Here is an 18618-nt window from a genome sequence, read left to right on the forward strand (position 1 = left end):
CCAGTGGCCAAGCCGAGCGTCGCCCTGTTCGACTACGGCTCGGGGAACCTCCGCTCCGCCTTCCGCGCGCTCGAGCGCGCCGGAGGCGACGTGGCGCTCACCAGCGACCTCGACGCCGCCAGGCGCGCCGACGGCCTCGTCGTGCCCGGCGTCGGCGCCTTCGCCGCCTGCATGGCCGGCGTCGCCGAGCACGGGCTCGACGCGGTCATCCGCGAGCGCGCCGCCGCCGAGGCCCCCGTGCTCGGCATCTGCGTCGGCGAGCAGGTGCTGTTCGCCGAGGGCGTCGAGCACGGCGTCGAGACCGCGGGCGTGGGCGTCTTCGAGGGCCGCGTCGACCGGCTCGAGGCCGACCGGGTGCCGCACATGGGGTGGAACACCGTCGAGGCCCCGGCCCGGATGCGGCTGTTCGCCGGCATCGACCCGGCCGAGCGGTTCTACTTCGTCCACTCCTACGCCGCCAAGAGCGCGCCTCCCGGCGCGCTGGCGGCGATCACGGTCCACGGCGAGCCGTTCATCGCCGCCGTCGAACGGGGGCCGGTCGCGGCCACCCAGTTCCACCCGGAGAAGTCCGGCGACGCCGGCGCCGCCCTGCTCGCCAACTGGATCAAAGACCTTAGGGGCTCATGATGAACACTCTGCAACTCCTGCCCGCCGTGGACGTGACCGGCGGCAAGGCCGTCCAGCTCGTGCAAGGCGTCGCCGGCTCCGGCAAGCAGTACGGCGATCCGATCGAGGCGGCGCTGGAATGGCAGCGCCAAGGCGCCCAGTGGCTGCACCTGGTCGACCTCGACGCCGCTTTCGGCCGCGGCGACAACCACGAGCTGCTCGCGGAGGTCGTCGCGAAGGTCGACATGCGGGTCGAGGTCTCGGGCGGCATCAGGGACGACGAGACGCTGGGGCGCGCGCTCGACTCGGGTGCGCGCCGGGTCAACATCGGCACCGCTGCGCTGGAGAACCCCGACTGGTGCGACCGGGTCTGCGGCGAGTACGGCGACCGGGTCGCGATCGGCCTCGACGTCAAGGGCGGCCGTCTGGCCGCGCGCGGCTGGACCCGGGAGGGCGGCGAGCTGTTCGCGACCCTCGAGCGCCTCGAGCGCGCCGGCTGCGCCCGCTACGTGGTCACCGACGTCAAGAGCGACGGGATGCTCTCGGGCCCCAACCTGGAGCTGCTGCGGAGCGTGTGCGAGGCGACCGACAAACCGGTCATCGCCTCCGGCGGGGTGTCGTCGCTGGACGATCTGCGCGCGTTGGCGGGCCTGACCGAGGCCGGTGTCGAAGGCGTGATCGTCGGCACGGCGCTGTATGAGCGTAACTTCACCGTCGCTGAAGCGTTGAACCTGCTGAAGGAGTCGTAGGCACAGGGGAGGCGCGCATGGCTCTGGTCCACAGGGTCGAGGAGTCGGGACCGTGGGCGCAGCTCTACGGCTATTCCAGGGCCGTGGCGGTCGGTCCGCTCGTGGTCACGAGCGCCTGCACCGCCGACGTCGACGGGCGGCCGAGTCTCATCGACGATCCCGGCGCGCAGGCGAAGGAGGCGTTCAGGACGGCGCTGGACGCGATGGTGCACGCCGGAGGGAGCGTGGCCGACGTGGTCCGCACCCGGCTGTACGTCACCGACCCGGCCCATGCCGACCCGGTCGGCCGGGTCCACGGCGAGTTCTTCGGGGTCGTGAAACCGGCCGCGACCGTGGTGACCGTCGCGCAGCTGTTCCACCCGGGTCAGCTGGTGGCCGTGGAGCTCGAGGCGTTCCGGGCCTGGCGCGAACTGTGACCGGCCGCCTCGCCCGCGTCGGGAACGCCGACCCGAGTGCGTTAGCCTCGGGTCCTTAACGCTCGTTCAGCCGCCGGGTAGGCTGGAGACCGGAGCGTTTTTCAGTCCGAACGCCGCGGCCGGACGAAGGTGCCGACGCGAGCTTCGCCGAAGACGATGATGAGGTGTCGACGTGGACCCTGAGGAGATCGCCGCAGCCCGCAAGCGCTGGCGGCAGCGCTACGAAGCCGCCCGCAAGCGGGACGCCGATTTCACCACCCTCTCCGGCATGGAGGTCGACCCGGTCTACGGGCCGCCTGATGGCACGGCCGATCCGCGCATGGAGCGCATCGGCTGGCCCGGCGAGTACCCGTTCACCCGCGGCCTCTACCCGACCGGATACCGGGGCCGGGCCTGGACGATCCGCCAGTTCTCCGGCTTCGGCAACGCCCGGCAGACCAACGAGCGCTACAAGATGCTCTTGGGCGCCGGCGGCGGCGGGCTCAGCGTCGCCTTCGACATGCCGACGCTCATGGGCCGCGACTCCGACGAGGACGCCTCGGCCGGCGAGGTCGGGCACTGCGGCGTGGCGATCGACTCCACCGCCGACATGGACCTGCTCTTCGACGGCATCGACCTGGGCGAGAACACCACCTCGATGACGATCTCGGGCCCGGCCGTGCCGATCTTCTGCATGTACCTGGCCGCCGCCGAGCGCCAGGGCGTCGACCTGTCGACCCTGGACGGCACCCTCCAGACCGACATCCACAAGGAGTACATCGCCCAGAAGGAGTGGCTCTTCCCGCCCGAGCCGCACCTGCGGCTCATCGGCGACCTCATGGAGTACTGCGAGGCCAACATCCCCCGCTACAAGCCCCTGTCGGTCTCCGGCTACCACATCCGTGAGGCCGGCTCGACCGCCGCGCAGGAGCTGGCCTTCACGCTCGCCGACGGCTTCTCGTACGTGGAGCTCGGGCGCTCCCGCGGCCTGGACGTCGACCGGTTCGCTCCGGGGCTGTCGTTCTTCTTCGACGCCCACATCGACTTCTTCGAGGAGGTCGCCAAGTTCCGGGCCGCGCGACGCATCTGGGCCAAGTGGATGCGCGACGTCTACGGCGCCGAGACCGAGCGCGCCCAGTGGCTGCGGTTCCACACCCAGACCGCCGGGGTCTCCCTGACCGCCCAGCAGCCCTACAACAACGTCGTTCGCACCGCCGTCGAAGCGCTGGCCGCGGTCCTCGGCGGCACGAACTCGCTGCACACCAACGCCTTGGACGAGACGCTCGCGCTGCCGTCCGACCAGGCCGCCGAGATCGCCCTGCGGACCCAGGCGGTCCTGCGGGACGAGACGGGCGTGACCAGCGTGGCCGACCCGCTGGGCGGCTCCTGGTACGTCGAGGCCCTGACCGACCAGATCGAGGCGGCCGCGGAGGAGCTGTTCCTCCAGATCCTCGCGCTGGGCGGCGAGGCGGGGCCGGCCGACGCTCCCGGTGGCGATGACCCGGCCGAGATCACCCGGGCGGCGCTGGCCGAACCGGGGCGGCACGAGATCGGGCCGGTCACCACCGGCATCCTGCGCGGTATCGAGGACGGCTGGTTCAACGCGCAGATCGCCGAGGCGGCGTTCGTCTATCAGCAGCAGCTCGAGGAGGGCGCCAAGCACATCGTGGGCGTCACCGAGCTGACCGAGACGATCACGCCCGAGCTGGAGATCCTGCGGATCTCGGGGGAGATCGAGCGGGAGCAGCGCCGGATCCTGGAGCGCCGCCGAGTCGAGCGCGACGACACCGCCGTGCGCCGTGCGCTGGAGGGCGTGGTGGCCGCCGCGCGAGGCACGGGGAACCTCATCGAGCCGATCCTGGAGGCCGCCCGCGCCGAGGCGACTCTCGGGGAGATCTGCGGTGCCCTGCGCGAGGAGTGGGGCGAGTACCGGGAACCGGCCCGAATTTAGGCTGTCCTTTCTTTCAGTGGTTATTCTAAGCGACCCCTCGCTCGTGCGCAGAATGAACACGAGAGTAATCGCTCTCTACTTCGAGATGTCTCCAATCGGATTTGTGGGGAATCGATGAATAGCCATTCGAATGGCCGTGGCGGTGTGGGCTCACGAGGTTGGAATTACGACGTTGACGCCAGTCCCGGTTGCTGATTCCCTTGTTATTCGCTGTTGCGGAAGTCCCCATACCTCGCCTGTTGTCCTTATTTGGGGCCAGCATGCTCCAAGGTGATTCCCAGCTTGTTCTCATATTAATAGTATTGTGATTGGGATCACTTTCGCTTCTCGAAAAAACCCGCCAAGGAATCCCCTGACAACCTGATCTTGCCGTAGTAGGCTGACTTCATCGCCGGGTGCCGAGTCACTATAGAGCTCGGACGACCGAACGGAACACAACTCGACGAACGCTCTTGTCCCCGGATATTCCCAATACGGCCGCGACAGCGGCCCGCCCACAAGGGCCGGCGACGCCGCCGGCGGTCAGCAGACAGTACGGGCAGGAAGGTGATCCCATGGCGGACAAAGAACCTGAGAAAGGGCGCCTGAGCTCGAACGAGTACGGCCACCTCGCGCCGTTGTTCGCCGAGCTGCAGAAGCTCGAAGGCGACGACCCGAGGCGGGCCGCGATCCGTGACGAGCTCGTCACCGGATACCTACCGCTCGCCGAGCACATCGCGCAGCGGTTCTCCGGCAAGGGCATAGCCAAGGACGACCTGGTCCAGGTCGCCTCGGTCGGCCTGATCCACGCGGTCGACCGATTCGACCCCGACCAAGGCGCCGACTTCCTCTCATACGCCGTTCCGACGGTCATGGGCGAGGTCCGACGCCATTTCCGCGACACCAGCTGGCCGATGCGCGTCCCGCGCAGGCTCCAAGAGCTGCGGCTGTCGCTCAACCAGGCCAACGGCGAACTCGCTCAGCGCCTCGGCCGTCCCCCCACGACCGCCGAACTGGCCGACCACCTCGACATCTCCGAACGGGAGGTCCAGGAGGGCTATGAGGCCCGCCAGGCCTACCGGGCCGTCTCGCTCGACGAGCCGCCCTTCGAGGACGACGAGCGGGCCCCGCTCGCCGAGTCGGTGGGGGAGGAGGACGCCGCGCTGGAGTTCATCGACAACCACGAGTCGCTGGTGCCGCTCATCCAGGAGCTGCCGCAGCGCGAACGCCGCATCCTGGCGCTGCGCTACTTCGGCGACATGACGCAGACGCAGATCGCCGAACAGGTCGGCATCTCGCAGATGCACGTCTCCAGGCTCCTCAACCGCATGCTCTCGGAGCTGCGGGAAGGTCTGACGAGCGCGTCGCCATTAGCGCTCGTCGTCGGCCGACGGACCGGACTTCGGCGGACGCCGCCGCTTCCGCTCGGCGCGTTCCTCGGCCCCGGTGGGCCGGCCGAAACCGGGCTCGTCGGAGGACTTGTACCCGACGTGAGGGTCGTCGTGGGCCCGTTCGTCGCCGTGGGTCCGCGGTCCCTCCGAGACCCAGCGGCGCACGAGGTCGGCGACCGCACTGAAGATCCGAGGCATGAAGCGGCTCCTTCCAAGAGGCGAGAGTGTGGAGTACCCGCCGCCGATCGCACTCATGCGGCGCCGAGCCGCCGCTTCACCGCGGCGGCTCCGAGACCGCTCACCACCCGCCGCTCGAACGCCCCTCACGACCCGGCAGGACCAGCCGGTGCTCCATGGTCGGCCCCAGCGTGCCGACGATCGGATCGCGATCGCCGTGGCGGTGGCGCAGTCTCGCGAACGCGTCCTGAACGAGTCCGAACAGCGCCGACAGCGGCCTCGCGGCGGCGTCGACGCCGATCTCACCGCCGGGCGACTTGACGCACGAGAGCACCGCCCTCGCGCCCCGCCGCGGATCGAGGACATGGTGCAGGGGAGCGAACTGGTCGTCCTCCACCTCGGTCTCGGGCGGCTCGACCGGGCCCGGCACGACGGTGCTCACCCGGATCCCCTCGACGTCGGCGACCTCGCTCCTGAGGCAGTACGTCACCGCCCGCATCGCATCCTTGCTGGCCGTGAACGCCGAGTGGAACGGCCTTCCCGAGCGGCTGAGGACCGACGGCACGTTGACGACCGTGCCCGAACCCTGCCCGCGCATGAACGGCAGCACCGGCCGGACGCCGTAGTAGGTCGCGAACAGCCGCTGCTCGAGCCGGCGGCGCCAAGCCGAGTCCGGGTAGCGCTCCGAAGTGGAGAGCATGTTCACCGACGCGGCGTTGACCCACACGTCGATGCGACCGAAGCGCTGATGCACATCGGCGGCGACCGCCTCCATCGCCGCGGGGTCGGTCGGGTCCGCCGGGCGCACGAGCACCGCGGTGGCGGTCTTGCGGCACTGCGCGGCCACGTGTTCGAGCGCGCCCTTGCGGCGCGCGACCAGTACTACCACGGCTCCCTTGTGCGCGAACGCGAGTGCGGCCTCACGCCCCACCCCGCTGGAAGCCCCGGTGACGGCTACGATGCGTCTTCTCGTCGTTCTCATAGGACGCTCGTACCCGTACACACGAGGAATATGCGCATCCTCGTGTGCCATTCGCTCCCATACCGCTCAGACGTTCCGACCGCTGAGCGCGTCCCGAATGTTGTCGATGAGACCGGCGCCGGGATCGAGGATGCGGTTCGCCGGGGGCTTGTCCGGGGCGCTCGGGTGCGGCCGGGTCGGGGCGTACGCCTTGGCGTAAAGGACCTTCTGTCCCAGCATCTGCAGCTGGTCGGTCGAGCACGCCTCCTGCAGCCGCGGCAGCAGGTCCGTCTCCTCCTCCTCGACGTGGTGCCTGACCGCCTCCATCAGCTCGCCGAGCAGCCGCTCGAAGTCCGGGTCGTCCGGGTCGAGCCCCTCGAGCCGCTTCATGATCTCCTCGGCCTCGGTGTGCTCCTCGATCTCATGGTCGGCCTCCTCGTCGCCGTCGGGCAGCAGGTCCCGCACCGCGGGGTACATGTGCTGCTCCTCGGCGACCGAATGCCGCACGAGCTCGGCGATCACATGGTCGACGAGGTCCTTGCGGGTCTGCGGGTCCAGCGTCCGGCTCTCCAACTCGGCGAAGACGGCCTCCACCTCGCGGTGGTCGTTGACGATGACGCTGATGAGATTGGTGCTCTCCTCGCTCGGCTGCATCGATCCCCCTGCGCTCGGCTGCATCGGTCCTCCTGGTGCGATCGCGCGATACGGACGGAACAGTGCATACCCCGGCCGCTCCCGGCGAAACCCGCGCCCGCCCCCGCGCGGCCGCGGCGATCGACGTGTCGCGACCGGCCCGGCCGGGTACCCGTGCGAGGCCGCCGCCGCGGCCGACCGAATCCCTACCGAGGAGCACGACGATGACGCCACGCCAACCGGGCGCCGAGCGGTGGGTGCCGCCGGAGGCCGACATCGACCGTCTCAGCGAGGCCGCCGAGACCTGCGAAGGGTGCGACCTGTTCCGTGACGCCACCCAGACCGTATTCGGCGACGGACCCGAAGACGCCCGCATCGTCTTCGTCGGCGAGCAGCCCGGGGACGACGAGGACCGCTCCGGAAGGCCCTTCACCGGCCCCGCCGGGGGACTGCTCGACAAGGCCCTGGAGCAGGCCGGCATCGACCGCTCCGAGGTCTACGTGACCAACGCGGTCAAGCACTTCAAGTTCGCCCAGCTCCAAAGCGGCGGGCGCCGCATCCACAAGAAGCCCACCCGCGGCGAGACCGTCGCCTGCAGGCCCTGGCTCATCGCCGAGCTCAACACCGTCCGTCCCGAACTCGTCGTCGCCCTCGGCGCGACCGCCGCCCAGTCGCTGATGGGCCCGGAGTTCCGGATCACGACCCACAGGGGAGTGGTCCAGGATCTGGTCTTCGACGGGCTCAAGGAGTCGACCCGCCTCATCGCCACCGTCCACCCCTCGGCCGTGCTGCGCCTGCGCGAAGCCGAGCGCAAGGACGCCTTCGCACAGCTCATCGTCGACCTCCGCAAGGCCGCCGAGGCCGTGCGCTCCGACCAGAGCCGCTGACGGACCCGCCCGGCACACGACGACGGGCGCCACGTCCCCTCCGCGCGGCGCCCGTTGGTCTCCGTCACCCGACCCGATGCGGCTCCTACGGCTGCGAGATCGACTCCACCAGGTCGCCGACCTTGTCCTCCGACATCCTCCGCGCCACGTCCGCGAGCGCGATGATGCCGACCAGCCGGCCCTCGTCGATCACCGGGACCCGGTGGATCTGGTGCTCCTTCATCTTCGCGATGGTGACCTCGGCGTCCTCGTTGGCATCGGCGAGGATCAGGTGATCCTGCGGCAGCCGGTCCACCGTGTACTCCTCGGGGTCCTTGCCCGTCGCCATCACGCCGACCACCAGGTCGCGGTCGGTGACCATGCCGTGGATCTTGTTGTCCTCGACCCCGCAGATCGGTAGGACGCCCACGTCCATCTCGGCCATCATCCGGGCCGCGTTCGCAGCGGTGTCGTCGCTGCGCACGCAGGTCACGCCCGGGTGCATCAGGTCTCTTGCCGTCGCCATACTCCATCAGCTCCTCTCGTCGCCCCGCTCGCGCCCGACTCGGGCGCCGAGCCGCTGCGATGGCGAAGTGCGGGTACCCACGGCCAGGGCATCTATGCGCTACGCCACAAGCTGCTGAGCCGCCTGGACGATCGCGTCGGCGTCGATGCCGGCGGCGGCCATCTGCTCGGCCGGGCTGGCCGAGGCCGGCATGCCGCGGACGCCGAGCTTGGTGAACCGCAGCTCCGGAAGCTGGCCCCCGACGACGTCGAGCACCGCGTCGCCGAGCCCGCCGACGGGCCAGTGGTCCTCGACGGTGAGCACCCGGCCGGTCTCGGCGGCGGCCTGCCGCAGCGTGGAGGCGTCGATCGGCTTGACCGAGTAGGCGTCGACGACCCTCGCGGGGATGCCGAGGTCCTCCAGCCGATCGGAGGCCTCGAGCGCCTCCGACACGGTGATGCCCGCGGCGACGATCGTGATCCGGTCGTGCGGGGAGGAGACCAGGGTCCGGCTGCCGCCGACCGGGAACAGCTCGTCGTGCCGGTAGATCACCGGCGTCTCGGCGCGGGTCGTGCGCAGGTAGCTGATGCCCGGCAGGTCGACCATGGTGGCGGTCAGGTGCGCTGCCTGGTTCGCGTCGCACGGGTAGAGCACGACGCTGCGCCAGAGCGGGCGCATCATCGCCATGTCCTCCAGACCCATCTGACTCGGTCCGTCGCGCCCGATCGAGACGCCGGCGTGGGAGCCGACGATGCGCAGATCCGCGTTGCTGATCGCGGCCATGCGCAGGAAGTCGTGGGCGCGGGTGAGGAACGCGGCGAAGGTGGACGCGTACGGCACCCAGCCGAGCGCCTGCATGCCCACGGCGTTCGCGATCATCTGCTGCTCGGCGATGTAGCACTCGAAGAACCGGTCCTCGTGCGCTCCGGCGAACTCCTTGGCCCGCGTGGAATCGGCGACCTCGCCGTCGAGCAAGACCACGTCGGGGCTCGCGTCGCCCACCGCGGCCATGCCCTTGCCGAAGCCGTCGCGCGTGGCGACCTTCGAGCCGACGTCGAACTGCGGCAACTGGACCGGCCTGCCGGGCTGCTCGGACCGGGAACCGCGGAACTCCGGCTCGGCCACCCGGACCCGCAGGTTCCTCGGGCCGCCGAGCTCGGCGAGCGCGTCGTCGGTGGCCGGCAGCGGCTTGCCGTGCGCGCCTTCGCGGTCTTCGACCGCGGCGACGCCCCGCCCCTTCTTGGTCCTGGCCAGGATCGCCGTCGGCCGGTCGGGCGTCTCGGCGGCCTGCGTGTAGGCGCGATCGATCTGCTCGGGGTCGTGGCCGTCGATCTCGACGGTGTTCCACCCGAAGGAGCGGATCTGCGCCGCGTAGGCCGCGGTGTCCCACCCGTACCGGGTGGGGCCGCGCTGGCCGAGGCGGTTGACGTCGATGACGGCGGTGAGGTTGTTGAGGCCCTCGTAGCCGGCGGCGGCGAAGGCCTCCCACATCGAGCCCTCGGCGATCTCGCCGTCGCCGCAGAGGACCCAGACGCGGTAGGGCACGCGGGAGAGGCGCCTGCCGGCGAGGGCCATGCCCGCGCCGATCGGCAGGCCCTGTCCGAGCGAGCCGGTGGCCACGTCGACCCACGGCAGGCGCGGCGTCGGGTGGCCCTCGAGGGCGCTGCCGAGCCTGCGGTAGGTGAGCAGCTCCTCCTCGTCGATGGCGCCGGCGGCCCGCAGCATCGCGTACAGCAGCGGCGAGGCGTGTCCTTTGGAGAAGATGAGCCGGTCGTTGCCGGGCAGTTCGGGGTCGGTGAAGTCGTACCTGAGGTGCTTGGCCAAGAGCACCGCCATCAAGTCGGCGGCGGACATCGAGGACGTGGGGTGGCCCGATTCGGCTCTCGCGGAGCAGCGCACCGCGTCCGCGCGCAGCTGCTGGGCCAGCTCGGCCAGATCGACGGTGCGGCTTTCCATGGTGGTCATGCCCGTCTCCTACGCGTGCAAACTTCGGCCTTGCGGCCCTGACTCGGGGGCTACCCGAGGCGGGGAGGGCGAAACTGATCCGGCCGACGCGAGCCGACGTGTCAGCTCGGCCGGCTCGGGTACTCCGGTGTCGACCGGGGCCGGGCCGTGTATCGCGGCCGGCCGGCAGCGCGCGCCATGAGGAGGGCACGACGATGACGAGGACTCCCGAATCCGGATTCCGACGCATGCGCGGGCAGGTCACCCCGGTGCAGGACGCGACGGTGATCGTGGCGCTGGGGTTCGTCGTGATCGGTGTGCTGGGCTTCCTCCCCGGCATCACGACGAACTACGACGGGATGGAGTTCGCCGGGCACGAGTCCACCGCGATGCTGCTGGGTCTGTTCCAGGTGTCGGTGCTGCACAACGTCTTCCACATCGTGCTGGGCCTGGTGGGCGCGTTCATGTCGTGGTTCCTGCGGGGCGCGCTCATGTTCCTGGCGGCGGGCGGCCTGCTGTACCTGCTGCTGGGCGTCTACGGGCTGTTCGTCAGCGGCGAGGACGCGGCGAACTTCCTGCCGATGAACACCGCCGACGACCTGCTGCACTTCGGTCTGGGCATCTTGATGCTGGTGCTGCTGTTCGTGATGCGCCGGACGCCGACCGCCCACAGCTCCCTCGGCGGCGACGCGTCTAGGGTTTGAGCACGACCTTGACGCAGCCGTCGTCCTTGTCGTTGAAGATCCGGTAGGCGCGTTCGGCCTCGGCCAGCGGCATCCGGTGCGAGGCGAGGTCCTCGGTGCCCAGCGGGTCCGAGTCGTTCAGCAGCGCCGGCCAGATCTCGTCGATCCACCGTTTGACGTTGCACTGGCCCATGCGGATGGTCAGTCCCTTGTCGAACAGATCCATCATCGGCATCGGGTCGGCCTGACCGCCGTACACGCCGACGATGGAGACGGTGCCGCCGCGGCGTACGGCGTCGAAGGCGGTCATCATGCCCTCGAGCCGGTCGGTGCCGACCGATTCGGCGACCTGGCTGCCGACCGGGTCGGGGAGCAGGTCGACGCGCTGCTGGAGCCATTCGCGCACCGGTGAGCCGTGCGCCTCCATGCCGACCGCGTCGATCACCGAGTCGGCGCCGCGTCCGTCGGTGAGGTCGCGGATCCGCTCGGCGACCTCCTCGGGCCGGTCGGTGTCGACGGCCTCGACGCCGTACCGCGCGGCGAGCGCCAGACGCTCGGGGACGGTGTCGACGCCGATGATCTTGCTCGCCCCGAAGTAGGCCGCGACGCGGCAGCAGAACTGGCCGACCGGTCCCAGTCCGACCACGGCGACGGTCCCGCCCTTCTCGACGTCCGCGTACCGTGCCGCCTGCCAGGCGGTCGGCAGGATGTCCGAGAGGAACAGGAAGCGTTCGTCGGTGTACTCGTCGGGGACGCCGATCGGCCCGAAGTGGGCCTGCGGGACGCGCAGGAGCTCGGCCTGGGCCCCGGGCACGGAGCCGTACAGGGAGGTGTAGCCGAACAGCTTGCCGCCCTTGCCGGCCTCGCGCATCTGCGTGGTCTCGCACTGGGAGGTCAGGCCGCGCTCGCACATCCAGCACGATCCGCAGGCGATGTTGAACGGGATCACGACCCGGTCACCGGGCTTGACGTGGGTGACTTCCGAACCGGTCTCCTCGACCACGCCCATGGCCTCGTGGCCGAGGATGTCGCCCGGCTCCATGTATTCGGCCAGGACGTTGTAGAGGTGCAGGTCCGACCCGCAGATGGCCGTCGAGGTCACCCGGACGATCGCGTCGGTCGGCTCGCGGAGTTCGGGATCGGGCACGTCGGCCACCCCGACGCTTTTGCGGCCCTTCCAGATCACTGCCTTCATGGGGTTTCCTCCCCGAATAGCGCCGCCGGCCCGGCGAGGCCTCCCCCCAGAGCCCGCGCCGAGCCGGCGGTCTTTCCCCGGTGTTGGTCTGTTCAGCCGGTCGGTTCGGAGACCGACTCGACGAGTTCGCCGACGACCGGCTCGGGCAGCTGCCGTGCCACGTCGGCCTGCGCGATGATGCCGACGACGCGCCCGTCCTCGACCACCGGCACACGCCGCACCTGCTCCTCGGACATGCGTCCCAGGACGGCGTCGGCGTCCTCGTCGGGTTCGGCGAGGATGAGGGTGTGCGACTGCGGCAGGTCGCCGATCTCGTAGCTTTCGGCGTCGAATCCGGCGGCCATGACCTGGACGGCGAGGTCCCGGTCGGTGCACATGCCGATCACCCGGTCTTCGGCGTCGCAGATGGGCAGTGCACCGATGTCGTTCTCGGCCATGAGCCGGGCGGCGTTGGCCGCCGTGTCATGGCTCTGTACGCAGATCGTGTTCGGATGCATGATGTCGCGTGCGGTTGCCATCAGCGCCAACTCCTCTCGGATCGAAGTGACGGCCCTTTCGGGGCGTCCGCGACCTGGCTACCCGCCGCGGGACGAATATATGCGCGTCGGCTCTGATTCCTCACGGGCCGCTCGGGGCCGGGACGAATTCGAGCCCGAAGGGGTCGAGCGTGGCCGGGACGGGCCGCGAGGAGTACAGCGGGCCGTCGGAGGCGAGCCGGTACTCGCGTCCGCGGAGGATCCGGGCCAGAGCGGTGCTGAGGCAGTACAGCACCAGGTTGCGGGCCGGGCAGCGGGCGGCGCCGCCGCTGAACGGCACGAGCGACGGCTCCTCCTGCGCGGTCCCGTCGGTCCACACCTCCGGGCGGAACTCGTCGGCGTAGTCGAGGCGTTCGCCGTCGCGGTGGAACAGGGGCGTGTAGATCATGAATCCGGTGCCGGCCGGCAGGGTGGCCCCGCCCCAGTCGGTCTCGGCGGTGCCGTCGCGCAGCAGCAGCGGCGTGGTCGGCCACAGCCGCAGCGTCTCGAGCACGCACGCTCGCAGGTACGGCAGCTCCTCGGGGCCCTCCTCGCCGGAGGAGGCCAGCTCGAGTTGAGCGGCCAGGCGGTGCCGGCGGTGGACCGCCAGGAGCGCGAGCGTGCGAGGGAGCGTGATGCCGGCGGCGTCGAAGGCGAACAGCCAGTGGGCCACCTGGTCCTCGGGGCGGTCCCGCGGTCCGTGCGCGGCCTCGGCGAGCGCCGAACCCAAGGTCCCGTCGCCGGCGTCGGCGATGTGGCGGCGCAGCCGCGCATGGAGCGCCTCGCGGGTCCGGGCGCGCCTGCGGGAGAGGAACAGCCAGTTGCCGCTGCGGCGCAGCGAGTCCAGCAGTCCGATGAGTTCGCGGTCGTCCCGTGCTTCGTCGCCGAAGACCACGCGGCGGACGATCCGCCACCACGTTCGCTCGAAGTCGCGCCAGGTGAGGGAGCCGCGCCGGTCCGCGGCCTCGGTCAGCTCGTCGCACTCCTGGAGGATCGGTGCGAGCATGTCGCCGGCCAGCCGGTGCAGCGGCCGGGGCTCGTCGAGGACCGCCTCGCTGTACCGGCGGCGCCGCTCCCGGTCCTCTCCCCGCGAGAGCAGCAGACCGTGCGGCTGGAACTTCGACAGCGCCGCGTGCTTCTCGAGCGTGTCGGTGGTGAACAGGTCGGGCGTGTCCTCCAACAGGCGTGCCACGTCGCCGCCGGACAGCGGCAGCGCCACCGTCCTGCCTCCGACGCGCAGTACCAGCGGACCCGGACCGTGCTTCGCGCGCAGGCGCTGCAGCAGCCGGATCGCCGAGCGGTCGACCTGGAACCGTTCGGCCAGCGCCATCGCCAGCGGCCGCCGCTTGATCACCCCGGCCGCCAACGTCGGGACCACCACCCGGCCGGCCACCTGGAGTGACTCGCTCAGGCTCGCTCGCGACGGGGCCGCCGTCCATCCGGGACGGTGCGTGGCCTCGGTCATGGTGACTCACCTCCGCCCGGGAGGTACCCGGCGGCGCGCCGAGGAAACCGACCGGCTCCGGCAAGCGCGGTTTCACCCCTGGTGAGCCCGGGTATCCGCCGCTTCCGCCGTGACCGCGACACACTGAGGAGTTCCGCCATGGCCCACGAACCCGCTCGCGACCCGAAGGACGAGCAGCTCGAGAACGCCAGAGTCCACGATGAGGAGACGGCGCTCACCACGCAGCAGGGGGTGCGGGTCGACCACACCGACGACTCGCTCGCGGCCGGCGAGCGCGGACCGACCCTCATGGAGGACTTCCACTTCCGTGAGAAGCTCACCCACTTCGACCACGAGCGCATTCCCGAGCGAGTGGTCCACGCCCGCGGCGCGGGCGCCTACGGCGAGTTCCAGCCGTACGACTCCTGGCTGGCCGACTACACGACCGCGCGGTTCCTGACCGATCCGGGCGTCGCCACGCCGACGTTCGTGCGGTTCTCCACCGTGGCCGGTTCCCGCGGCTCGGCCGACACCGTCCGCGACGTCCGCGGCTTCGCCACCAAGTTCTACACCGACCAGGGCAACTACGACCTGGTCGGCAACAACATGCCGGTGTTCTTCATCCAGGACGGGATCAAGTTCCCCGACTTCGTCCACGCGGTCAAACCGGAGCCGCACAACGAGATCCCGCAGGCCGCCTCGGCGCACGACACCTTGTGGGACTTCGTGTCCCTGCAGTCGGAGACCCTCCACATGATGATGTGGCTCATGTCCGACCGGGCGCTGCCGCGCAGTTACCGGATGATGCAGGGCTTCGGGGTCCACACCTTCCGCCTCGTGGACGCCGACGGCCGCGGCACGTTCGTCAAGTTCCACTGGACGCCGATGCTCGGCACCCATTCGCTGGTGTGGGACGAGACGCAGAAGATCGCCGGGAAGGACCCCGACTTCAACCGGCGCGACTTGTGGGACGCGATCGAGGAGGGCATGTATCCCGAGTACGAGCTCGGGGTGCAGCTGGTGCCCGAGGAGGACGAGTTCAAGTTCGACTTCGACCTGCTCGACGCCACCAAGCTCATCCCCGAAGAGGAGGTCCCCGTCCGACCGGTCGGGAAGATGACGCTGCACCGCAATCCCGACAACTTCTTCGCCGAGACCGAGCAGATCGCCTTCCACACCGCGAACGTGGTGCCCGGCATCGACTTCACCAACGACCCGCTGCTCCAGGCCCGGAACTTCTCTTACCTGGACACGCAGCTGATCCGGCTCGGCGGCCCGAACTTCGCGCAGATCCCGGTCAACGCGCCGGTCTGCCCGGTCCACCACGACCAGCGCGACGGATACGGCCAGCAGCGACTTCACACCGGGCGGGCCCCGTACTTCAAGAACAGCATCGACGGCGGCCATCCGGCCGCCGGCGAGCCGGGCTCCTACACGCACCACGCCGAGAAGGTCGAGGGCGCCAAGATCCGCAAGCGCTCCGAGAGCTTCAAGGACTTCTACAGCCAGGCGACCCTGTTCTGGAACTCGATGACCGAGCCGGAGGCCGAGCACATCGTCGCCGCGTTCCGCTTCGAACTCGGCAAGGTCACCGACAAGGCCATCAGGCGGCGGGTGGTCGAGGAACTGCGCCATGTCGACCTCGATCTCGCCGCCCGAGTCGCCGAGGGCATCGGCGTGAAGGTCCCCAGCGAGGCCGCGATCCCGAACCACGGTCGCTCCTCGCCGGCGCTGTCGATCCTGACCGACCCGGTCGAGACCGTCGCCACCCGCAAGGTCGCCGTGCTCGCCGCCGACGGCGTCGACGGCGCCGGCGTCCAGCGCCTGGTCGCGGACCTGCGCGAACGGGGCGCCGTGCCGGAGGTCCTCGCGCCGGCCGACGGCCTGGTCAAAGGCGTCGGCGGCAACGACGTGACCGCCGATCGGGCGCTGAACACCATGTCGTCGGTGCTCTACGACGCCGTCGTCGCCCCCTGCGGGCCCGACAGCGCCGCGACCCTCTCCCGCGACGGCTACGCGATGCACTTCATCACCGAGGCGTTCAAGCACGCCAAGGCCGTCGCCGGTTTCGGCGCGGGCCTGGACCTGCTGCGCGCCGCGGGGGTGACCGGCCGCTTCGCCGAGTCGGCCGGCCCGGTGACCGACAACGGCGTGGTCACCACCACCGCGTCCGGCGACCAGCTGCAGGGGGCGTTCTTCGACGCCTTCGCCGCCGAGGTCGCGAAGCACCGCTGCTGGAGCCGCGACACCGAGGACGTCCCGGCCTAGGGCCCGCCCGGCGCCAGGTTTCCGCCGCCGAGGGCGGGGAACCCGGGCACTGACGGGTCCACCGTGGAAGACCGACGACCGGACCCGCACGGAGGTGACTGACATGCCGCGGACCACTCCCAGAGACCAGTGGACGAAGAAGGAAGAGCGGCAGTACGAGCACATCAGGGACCAGGCCGAGGAGCGCGGCACCGGCGAGGGCCGGGCCGAGGAGATCGCCGCCCGCACCGTCAACAAGCAGCGGGCGCAGGCCGGCGAGACCAAGCAGGCCAGCAAGACCTCGACCGAGGACAAGTCCGCGTACGAGCGCGGCGGGAAGCGCTCGGGCAAGCGAATGGGCCCGCAGGGCCGCACCAGGGACCAGCTCTACGAAGACGCCAGACGCAAGGACGTCAAAGGCCGTTCCAAGATGAACAAGGACGAGCTCGCACGCGCCGTCGAGCGCAAGTGAGCCCGGCGGGAAGAGGTGAGGACATGGAGGTTCGACGCGATCCCGAGGGCATGACCTTCCGCAGCTCGGACCACGAGACCACCGGCACCGCGCGATGGGAGGAGCGCGACCGCTCGGTCGGGAACCTCGTCGGGGACCTGACCTCCCAGGTCGCCCACCTGGCCCGGGTCGAGGCCCGGCTCGCCGCCCGCGAGGTCGGTGAGAAGGCCAAGCGAGGCGCCGTCGGCGGCGGCATCGCCGCGTTCGCCGGGGTGCTCGCGTTCTACGGCGGCGCGGGGCTCGCCGCGGCCGCGGCGTTCGCCCTCGCCCTCGTCTGGCCGGCCTGGCTGGCGGCGCTGGCCGTCGGCGTCGCCCTGCTCATCTTGGCCGGGATCGCCGCGCTGATCGCGCGGGCGAGGCTGCGGCGCGCCGTGCCGCCGGTGCCCGAGGAGACCATGGACAGCGCCCGCGACGACGTGCGGGCCATGCAGGGAAGGATGGAGTCATGAGCGGGTGGAACACGCCGCCGAAGGCAGCGGTGCCTCCGCATCCCGGAGTCGAGCCGCCGCCCGGAGTGGGCATGTCCTCCGAGTCGCCGGAGGTCGAGCCGGAGGCCGAGCGCGCCGAGGAGCAGGCGCGCTGGGCCGAGGCCGCCAAGGAGGCCGACGAGCACCGCACGACCGAGGAACTCCGGCGCGACGCTGAGCACACGCGCGAGCGGATCAACTCCGACGTCGACCAGCTTCGCCACCGATTCGGCATCGACGACGAGTCCAGGGCCCGCCGGCAGTCGGCCACGGGCCCGTTCGCGCCGGCGAAGCGCCATCCGTTCACGGTCGCCATGGCCGGAGTCGGCGCCGCCTTCGCCGGTCTTTTCGCCTGGCGGATGTCGCGCAACCACCGCCGCAACGGGGGCCGGCGTCCTCGCAGCGGGACGCGCGTGCGCCGCATGGGCGACGCCAGGCGCGAGCTCATCGTGACGGCCGCGGACCTGGCGCCGCGCCGCCGCAAGGGCCTGCGGCGCCTGACCCACCGTTAGCGGCTATCCCGGCATCGTCTCGCCGCCCAACGGCGCGATGACCTCGCCGGTGTAGTACGAGGAGAGCCGCGGCGCGGCCATGAACACGAACGATGGGGCGATCTCGTCGGGCTCGGCGGGACGTCCCATCGGCGTCTGCTCGCCGAAGCCTTCGACGTGGCTCTCTTCGAGCGTCGACGGGATCAGCGGCGTCCACACCGGTCCCGGGGCGACGCAGTTGACTCGGATTCCTTTGGGCGCCAATGCCTGCGCCATCGAGTACGTCCAGGCGATGATCGCCCCCTTGGTCGCCGAGTAGTCGATGAGCTTCTTGTGTCCGCGCAGGCCGTTCACCGACGCGCAGTTGACGATCGCGCCGCCCTCGCCGAGATGCGCGAGCGCGGCGGTGGTCACGCGGTAGAAGCTGTGGATGTTCACGTCGAAGGTGCGCATCCACTGGTCTTCGCCGAGGTCCGCCGGGTCGTCCACCGGCGTCTGCGTGGCGGCGTTGTTGACCAGCAGGTCGAGGCCGCCGAGCGCCTGCACCGCCTGGTCGACCACGCTCCTGCAGTGGTCGCCGTCGCCGAGGTCGCCCGGGATGAGCGCGCAGCCGCGGCCTTGGGACTCGACCAGCTTCGCGGTCTTCTCGGCGTCCTCGTGCTCCTCGAGGTAGGCGATGGCCACGTCGGCGCCCTCCTTCGCGAAGGCGACCGCCACGGCCCGTCCGATGCCCGAGTCGCCGCCGGTGATCAGCGCGCGGCTGCCGCGCAGGAGTCCGCGCCCCTCGTAGTCCTCCATCGAATCGCGAGGCTCCGGACGCATGCGCTCGGTGCGTCCGGGCGGTTCCTGCCGCTGTCCGGGCTTGCTCATCGGCTCAGTCCTCTCAGGTCCGGGCCCGGCCGCGGGTC

General features: G+C 70.7%; 18 protein-coding genes and 1 pseudogene. 11 read left to right on the forward strand and 8 right to left on the reverse strand.

The genetic code is table 11. The annotated features are described in order from the left end of the window. The first annotated feature begins 3 nt into the window (after positions 1–3). From hisH to ACYVL2_RS05665, 5 genes and pseudogenes are all read left to right on the forward strand, one after another. Entirely contained in the window at positions 4–627 is a 624-nt protein-coding gene (gene hisH, locus ACYVL2_RS05645; RefSeq protein WP_460541058.1) for an imidazole glycerol phosphate synthase subunit HisH, read from the forward strand. Beyond that, positions 624–1355: a bifunctional 1-(5-phosphoribosyl)-5-((5-phosphoribosylamino)methylideneamino)imidazole-4-carboxamide isomerase/phosphoribosylanthranilate isomerase PriA gene (gene priA, locus ACYVL2_RS05650; protein ID WP_460541060.1), complete on the forward strand. Its 732-nt coding sequence runs from the start codon at positions 624–626 to the stop codon at positions 1353–1355. The genes hisH and priA overlap by 4 nt, the downstream gene beginning before the upstream one ends. Positions 1356–1372: 17 nt before the next feature. After that, positions 1373–1771 (forward strand): RidA family protein, encoded by a 399-nt coding sequence (locus ACYVL2_RS05655; RefSeq protein WP_460541062.1) that lies wholly within the window; start codon positions 1373–1375, stop codon positions 1769–1771. 172 nt (positions 1772–1943) lie between these two features. After that, positions 1944–3701, forward strand: coding sequence for an acyl-CoA mutase large subunit family protein (locus ACYVL2_RS05660; RefSeq protein ID WP_460541064.1), 1758 nt, complete (start codon positions 1944–1946; stop codon positions 3699–3701). Positions 3702–4255: 554 nt separating this feature from the next. After that, positions 4256–5038, forward strand: a pseudogene (locus tag ACYVL2_RS05665) (RNA polymerase sigma factor SigF); the annotation flags it as partial. 331 nt (positions 5039–5369) lie between these two features. Here the strand turns inward: ACYVL2_RS05665 and ACYVL2_RS05670 are convergent. Both ACYVL2_RS05670 and ACYVL2_RS05675 read right to left on the reverse strand, forming a co-directional pair. Continuing rightward, a complete protein-coding gene (locus ACYVL2_RS05670; RefSeq protein ID WP_460541066.1) occupies positions 5370–6230 on the reverse strand; it encodes an SDR family NAD(P)-dependent oxidoreductase in 861 nt (286 codons plus the stop codon). 66 nt (positions 6231–6296) lie between these two features. Then, complete coding sequence (locus ACYVL2_RS05675) at positions 6297–6887, reverse strand: hemerythrin domain-containing protein (protein WP_460541068.1); 591 nt, start codon at positions 6885–6887, stop codon at positions 6297–6299. Positions 6888–7066: 179 nt separating this feature from the next. Here ACYVL2_RS05675 and ACYVL2_RS05680 point away from each other — a divergent pair, with 179 nt between their 5' ends. Continuing rightward, positions 7067–7729, forward strand: coding sequence for a uracil-DNA glycosylase family protein (locus ACYVL2_RS05680; RefSeq protein WP_460541070.1), 663 nt, complete (start codon positions 7067–7069; stop codon positions 7727–7729). An 85-nt stretch (positions 7730–7814) separates the two neighbouring features. Here the strand turns inward: ACYVL2_RS05680 and ACYVL2_RS05685 are convergent, their stop codons facing one another. Then, positions 7815–8234 carry a CBS domain-containing protein gene (locus ACYVL2_RS05685; RefSeq protein WP_460541072.1) on the reverse strand — a complete coding sequence of 140 codons (420 nt, stop codon included), beginning with the start codon at positions 8232–8234 and terminating at the stop codon, positions 7815–7817. 99 nt (positions 8235–8333) lie between these two features. Next, positions 8334–10169, reverse strand: coding sequence for a transketolase (locus ACYVL2_RS05690; protein ID WP_460541224.1), 1836 nt, complete (start codon positions 10167–10169; stop codon positions 8334–8336). A gap of 203 nt (positions 10170–10372) precedes the next feature. Between ACYVL2_RS05690 and ACYVL2_RS05695 the strand changes: the two genes are divergently transcribed. Next, positions 10373–10861: a DUF4383 domain-containing protein gene (locus ACYVL2_RS05695; protein ID WP_460541074.1), complete on the forward strand. Its 489-nt coding sequence runs from the start codon at positions 10373–10375 to the stop codon at positions 10859–10861. Here the strand turns inward: ACYVL2_RS05695 and ACYVL2_RS05700 are convergent. The 3 genes from ACYVL2_RS05700 to ACYVL2_RS05710 form a co-directional block, all read right to left on the reverse strand. Continuing rightward, the gene (locus tag ACYVL2_RS05700) at positions 10851–12035 is read right to left on the reverse strand and encodes a zinc-dependent alcohol dehydrogenase (RefSeq protein WP_460541076.1); all 1185 of its coding nucleotides are present in this window, start codon (positions 12033–12035) and stop codon (positions 10851–10853) included. The two genes, ACYVL2_RS05695 and ACYVL2_RS05700, sit on opposite strands and share 11 nt — an antisense overlap. 92 nt (positions 12036–12127) lie before the next feature. Continuing rightward, complete coding sequence (locus ACYVL2_RS05705; protein WP_460541078.1) at positions 12128–12553, reverse strand: CBS domain-containing protein; 426 nt, start codon at positions 12551–12553, stop codon at positions 12128–12130. 100 nt (positions 12554–12653) lie between these two features. Then, positions 12654–14015 (reverse strand): cytochrome P450 family protein, encoded by a 1362-nt coding sequence (locus tag ACYVL2_RS05710; protein ID WP_460541080.1) that lies wholly within the window; start codon positions 14013–14015, stop codon positions 12654–12656. Between the two features lie 138 nt (positions 14016–14153). Between ACYVL2_RS05710 and ACYVL2_RS05715 the strand changes: the two genes are divergently transcribed. The 4 genes from ACYVL2_RS05715 to ACYVL2_RS05730 all read left to right on the forward strand — a co-directional run bounded on the left by ACYVL2_RS05715 (position 14154) and on the right by ACYVL2_RS05730 (position 17731). Continuing rightward, the gene (locus tag ACYVL2_RS05715; protein WP_460541082.1) at positions 14154–16262 is read left to right on the forward strand and encodes a catalase; all 2109 of its coding nucleotides are present in this window, start codon (positions 14154–14156) and stop codon (positions 16260–16262) included. 103 nt (positions 16263–16365) lie between these two features. Then, positions 16366–16713 carry a plasmid stabilization protein gene (locus ACYVL2_RS05720; protein ID WP_460541084.1) on the forward strand — a complete coding sequence of 116 codons (348 nt, stop codon included), beginning with the start codon at positions 16366–16368 and terminating at the stop codon, positions 16711–16713. Positions 16714–16736: 23 nt separating this feature from the next. Further along, a complete protein-coding gene (locus ACYVL2_RS05725) occupies positions 16737–17201 on the forward strand; it encodes a phage holin family protein (protein WP_460541086.1) in 465 nt (154 codons plus the stop codon). Beyond that, positions 17198–17731: a DUF3618 domain-containing protein gene (locus ACYVL2_RS05730; RefSeq protein WP_460541088.1), complete on the forward strand. Its 534-nt coding sequence runs from the start codon at positions 17198–17200 to the stop codon at positions 17729–17731. The genes ACYVL2_RS05725 and ACYVL2_RS05730 overlap by 4 nt, the downstream gene beginning before the upstream one ends. Positions 17732–17734: 3 nt before the next feature. Here ACYVL2_RS05730 and ACYVL2_RS05735 read toward each other — a convergent pair whose 3' ends face one another. Then, positions 17735–18580, reverse strand: a complete 846-nt coding sequence (locus ACYVL2_RS05735; protein WP_460541090.1) for a Rossmann-fold NAD(P)-binding domain-containing protein — start codon at positions 18578–18580, stop codon at positions 17735–17737. Between the last annotated feature and the right edge of the window lie 38 nt (positions 18581–18618).

The sequence above is a fragment of the Glycomyces halotolerans genome, from assembly GCF_054779575.1.

Bases quoted from the DNA above. Each gene is read 5' to 3' on its own strand.
- priA (WP_460541060.1), top strand. From the start codon at position 624: ATGATGAACACTCTGCAACTCCTGCCCGCCGTGGACGTGACCGGCGGC.
- ACYVL2_RS05655 (WP_460541062.1), top strand. From the start codon at position 1,373: ATGGCTCTGGTCCACAGGGTCGAGGAGTCGGGACCGTGGGCGCAGCTC.
- ACYVL2_RS05670 (WP_460541066.1), bottom strand. From the start codon at position 6,230: ATGAGAACGACGAGAAGACGCATCGTAGCCGTCACCGGGGCTTCCAGC.
- ACYVL2_RS05675 (WP_460541068.1), bottom strand. From the start codon at position 6,887: ATGCAGCCGAGCGCAGGGGGATCGATGCAGCCGAGCGAGGAGAGCACC.
- ACYVL2_RS05680 (WP_460541070.1), top strand. From the start codon at position 7,067: ATGACGCCACGCCAACCGGGCGCCGAGCGGTGGGTGCCGCCGGAGGCC.
- ACYVL2_RS05685 (WP_460541072.1), bottom strand. From the start codon at position 8,234: ATGGCGACGGCAAGAGACCTGATGCACCCGGGCGTGACCTGCGTGCGC.
- ACYVL2_RS05690 (WP_460541224.1), bottom strand. From the start codon at position 10,169: ATGGAAAGCCGCACCGTCGATCTGGCCGAGCTGGCCCAGCAGCTGCGC.
- ACYVL2_RS05695 (WP_460541074.1), top strand. From the start codon at position 10,373: ATGACGAGGACTCCCGAATCCGGATTCCGACGCATGCGCGGGCAGGTC.
- ACYVL2_RS05700 (WP_460541076.1), bottom strand. From the start codon at position 12,035: ATGAAGGCAGTGATCTGGAAGGGCCGCAAAAGCGTCGGGGTGGCCGAC.
- ACYVL2_RS05705 (WP_460541078.1), bottom strand. From the start codon at position 12,553: ATGGCAACCGCACGCGACATCATGCATCCGAACACGATCTGCGTACAG.
- ACYVL2_RS05710 (WP_460541080.1), bottom strand. From the start codon at position 14,015: ATGACCGAGGCCACGCACCGTCCCGGATGGACGGCGGCCCCGTCGCGA.
- ACYVL2_RS05715 (WP_460541082.1), top strand. From the start codon at position 14,154: ATGGCCCACGAACCCGCTCGCGACCCGAAGGACGAGCAGCTCGAGAAC.
- ACYVL2_RS05720 (WP_460541084.1), top strand. From the start codon at position 16,366: ATGCCGCGGACCACTCCCAGAGACCAGTGGACGAAGAAGGAAGAGCGG.
- ACYVL2_RS05725 (WP_460541086.1), top strand. From the start codon at position 16,737: ATGGAGGTTCGACGCGATCCCGAGGGCATGACCTTCCGCAGCTCGGAC.
- ACYVL2_RS05730 (WP_460541088.1), top strand. From the start codon at position 17,198: ATGAGCGGGTGGAACACGCCGCCGAAGGCAGCGGTGCCTCCGCATCCC.
- ACYVL2_RS05735 (WP_460541090.1), bottom strand. From the start codon at position 18,580: ATGAGCAAGCCCGGACAGCGGCAGGAACCGCCCGGACGCACCGAGCGC.